Below are 3,315 nucleotides of genomic sequence, written 5' to 3' on the forward strand. Positions count from 1 at the left end.
CTCTCTAACTTTTTTTCCTCATCTAAGAATACTTTGTTAGACCGCAACTTGGTATGATCGATAGTTTAGCGCAGGCGCTCTCAGGACAAATTTTCTCTGGTATGCGTTTGATGCAGATTGAGTCACGGGAAAGGGCCTTTCACTTGACCTTTTCTAGATAATTATGAAGTTGATGCAGATTATGTCATTATTGCGATTCCTTTTACTGTTCTGCGTGACGTTAAAATTCGAGTAGACTTGCCAAAGCAGTTGCGGCGTTTTATTAACGAAGTCGATCTTAGTGCGAATGAAAAGCTATACGCTGGATTCGACAAGAAAGTGTGGCGTCGAGAAAAAGGGTTTATTAAGGAAGCCTGGACAGAAAAATGGAGCGCTGACTTTCTACTTTGGTGGTAACGAAGTTACGACGCTACAATTTGGTAGTACTAAGTCACAAGGCAAGAGGTTTGCAAATCAATTTGAGAAGATCATCCCCAGCGTCAAGAGAGTTGCAATTGAAAGATTTTTGCGTACTCAATGGACTCAAGACGCTTTTACTAAAGGATCTTACACTAGTTTTCAGCCAGGACAAATAACAGACTTTGCAGATTTTTTCTATATCGAATCGGACAACCTAGAAGAGAGCCAAGATGTCAACATCGGGACTTTGGTTTTTGCTGGCGAGCATTTAAGCGACGAGTTCTATGGAAATATGAATGGCGCGGCTCATATTTTTTCTGCACAGTGAAATCACGATCCTGACGGCGCATGACCTAGAGATAGTACATACGTGCGCATAGCGATGAAAACAGCGGTGTTATGAGATGCTAAAATAGTGAAACATTGGGGGAATTAGCTCAGCTGGTAGAGCGCTGCGATCGCACCGCAGAGGTCAGGGATTCGAGTTCCCTATTCTCCATAAGCCTGCGGCTTTTACAGCACCAATAACCGCTTGCTATTGTCCCAAGGCTGTCCCAAATATAATCTGAGTCTGCCAGACTGTGCAACTAAGAAACTAAGAAACTAAGATTTAAGAAACTGTTGAGCATAGTTCAACCTAGTCGAATCAACTGCAATCAGATCACTGGTTGCACTAGGATTTGGTGATGTTGCTGGGATAGCTGATACAACTACATCCTAGGGTTTTGTAGCAGATGTTACAAAACTGCTTTAGTTGTCTCTCTGCAAGGCTTTGAGGCAATATGCATAAATATGCTCTTGATATTGCTAGCTAGTTGGAACCAAAGACCGGAATCAGGGCTTTAGGGTTGTAGTGATTCCTTACAGATAGCCTATATTGGTCTAATCCTTACAGGCTAAGGCTTTCACCCTATTTCTAAGCAGTTAGCCGCTATTGCTTCAGGACTAAGAAACCAGTGCCGCGCAAACATGGTGGGTAGCACTGGCTCCTAGGATTGTTGCTGGGATTAGGTTCTAGGTTGGTGCTATTTTGTTTCTTACTTCTTACTTCTTACTTTAGCTCTAAGATGTGCAAATAGTTGCATATAGATAACTAAAGACTCAGATCTGAGGAAGATAGAGTGATATCACTGATGATATTAAATCTGATATCAAAGATAAGCATAAACACCCATAGACTTATAATATCAAATCTAATATCATAAGTGATATCATAACTTGATTCAGGTTTAGCTATGGTTCAGGAGAAAAAGAATATGCCTATCAGGATCAGCCTAGAAGTTGCTGAGCGGTTGGAAGAGTTGAAAGCAGAGTCCGGAAAGAGCTACAACCAGTTGATAGAAGATGCTTTGGTCAAGTGCTACTGCAACCCGCCTCAAGCTACACCAACAACTGGTGCTGATTTAGAGCCGCTATTGAGGCGGTTAGATGCTATAGAGTCTAGGTTAGGCTCAAAAGATGATATCACTTCTAATATCACTTCTGATATTACTGATGATATCAAATCTGGTATTACTGATGATATCAAATCTGATATTAGTTATGATATCAAATCTGATATCAAATCTGATATGGAACCAGAACCGGAACCAACACCAGAACCAACCATATTAACTAAGCAGGAGTTGGCTGAAAGACTAGGGAGTAAGGTTAGCGGGGGAGCTATGTCAGCTCTAACAGCTTTAGCTACAGCTAAGAAGCCAGTTGCTTGGACATCTAAATATGACCCTGAGGGTTTAGGTTGGAAGCCTACAGATGGTTCTAGAGAACAGTGGGTAGTAGATAGCCAGCCTTAGTCTAGAGATGGAATCAGAACCGGAATCAACACCAGAACCAGAACCAACTACACTAACAGTCAAAGAGTTTAAGGGTAAAGAAGCAAGGCGGGCTGTAGCTAACTAGTAACTTAGGCGAAATAACTAGAACCCTGTGGGAGTAAAACCTACAGGGCTTTTTAGTGTATCTAGGTTAGGCTCAAAAGATGATATCAAATCTGATATTAAATCTGATATCAAAAGGCACCACTAAAACAGCTCCAAGTATTATATTGATTTTGGTACCTAGCAAAAGCACTCACACACACCATAAGTGGCTAGCCACCTATTTTGGTAGTATAAATCTCTAAAAGCTATACACAGAGGGAGTTTTGATGGCTAGCCACATGTATAGCCAACTATTGAAAAGGATAACAAAAATAGCTAGAGTGCTTACAGGGTTTGTAGTTTCATGGCTAGCCAGATATAATAGAGGTATCCCCAAAAGTATCCCCAAAAACTCCACAGAAAACTCCACAGCTTTAGCTAGTGTCAGCTAACCAGTTTGATAACCTGTTATAACAAGCTGATATATATAAACCAAACCCCAGTAGGCATAAATACTTACTGGGGTTTGTAATATTATTCTAGATTAGAATAGCTCAGGCATCTGTGGTTTGTTGATCATGTGCCCATAGGTTGTTAGAACCATCCTTGTATCTATGTGCCCTGCTAAATAAGCTATGCCTGTAGGTGCTATTCCTTGCTCTAGGGCATGGCTGATCATGGTGTGCCTACAGTTATGGATCTTGCGATAGGGAACCCCTACAGCCTTTAGTATGGGCTTCCAGTGGCGCATCCTAAAGTTATCAGCATCTATGATGCAACCACTAACTGTAGTGAAAACTAGCTCATGTGTTGGTGCGATCGCTGCTAGTGTTTCTCTTAAGGTCTGGCTCATGGGTAGCACCCTGATTGAGCCTGTTTTGGTGGATTTCCTGATTCTTGTATAGCCATTTCCTGTCAAGTCTTTAGGTAGTGATTCCGCTATAGTTATCTCTGACCTTGTAAAATCTACATCAACCCATCTCAAGCCAATAGCCTCAGCAGGAGTTACGCAGTTGGGTTAAGAACGAAACGGGGAGCCGCTAAGTAGACACGA

The 3,315-nt window shown here is 41.7% G+C and carries 2 protein-coding genes, 1 tRNA gene and 1 pseudogene; 3 read left to right on the forward strand and 1 reads right to left on the reverse strand.

What is annotated here, in order from left to right; all coding sequences use genetic code 11:
- Window positions 1–225: 225 nt before the first annotated feature.
- The 3 genes and pseudogenes from NIES1031_RS23045 (at window position 226) to NIES1031_RS23055 (ending at window position 2,195) form a co-directional block, all read left to right on the forward strand.
- Window positions 226–727: pseudogene (locus tag NIES1031_RS23045) on the forward strand (FAD-dependent oxidoreductase).
- 98 nt (window positions 728–825) lie between these two features.
- Window positions 826–898: transfer RNA gene (locus tag NIES1031_RS23050), tRNA-Ala, on the forward strand.
- A 736-nt stretch (window positions 899–1,634) separates the two neighbouring features.
- Window positions 1,635–2,195 (forward strand): ribbon-helix-helix domain-containing protein, encoded by a 561-nt coding sequence (locus NIES1031_RS23055; protein WP_073551763.1) that lies wholly within the window; start codon window positions 1,635–1,637, stop codon window positions 2,193–2,195.
- Window positions 2,196–2,805: 610 nt separating this feature from the next.
- Here NIES1031_RS23055 and NIES1031_RS26525 read toward each other — a convergent pair.
- Window positions 2,806–3,246, reverse strand: a complete 441-nt coding sequence (locus NIES1031_RS26525; protein WP_073551764.1) for a site-specific integrase — start codon at window positions 3,244–3,246, stop codon at window positions 2,806–2,808.
- Window positions 3,247–3,315: the final 69 nt, after the last annotated feature.

The sequence above is a fragment of the Chroogloeocystis siderophila 5.2 s.c.1 genome (assembly GCF_001904655.1).
GTDB classification, from domain to species: domain Bacteria; phylum Cyanobacteriota; class Cyanobacteriia; order Cyanobacteriales; family Chroococcidiopsidaceae; genus Chroogloeocystis; species Chroogloeocystis siderophila.

What these genes read in the sequence shown, in the direction of transcription:
- NIES1031_RS23055 (WP_073551763.1), top strand. Translation starts at nt 1,635, where the DNA reads ATGGTTCAGGAGAAAAAGAATATGCCTATCAGGATCAGCCTAGAAGTT.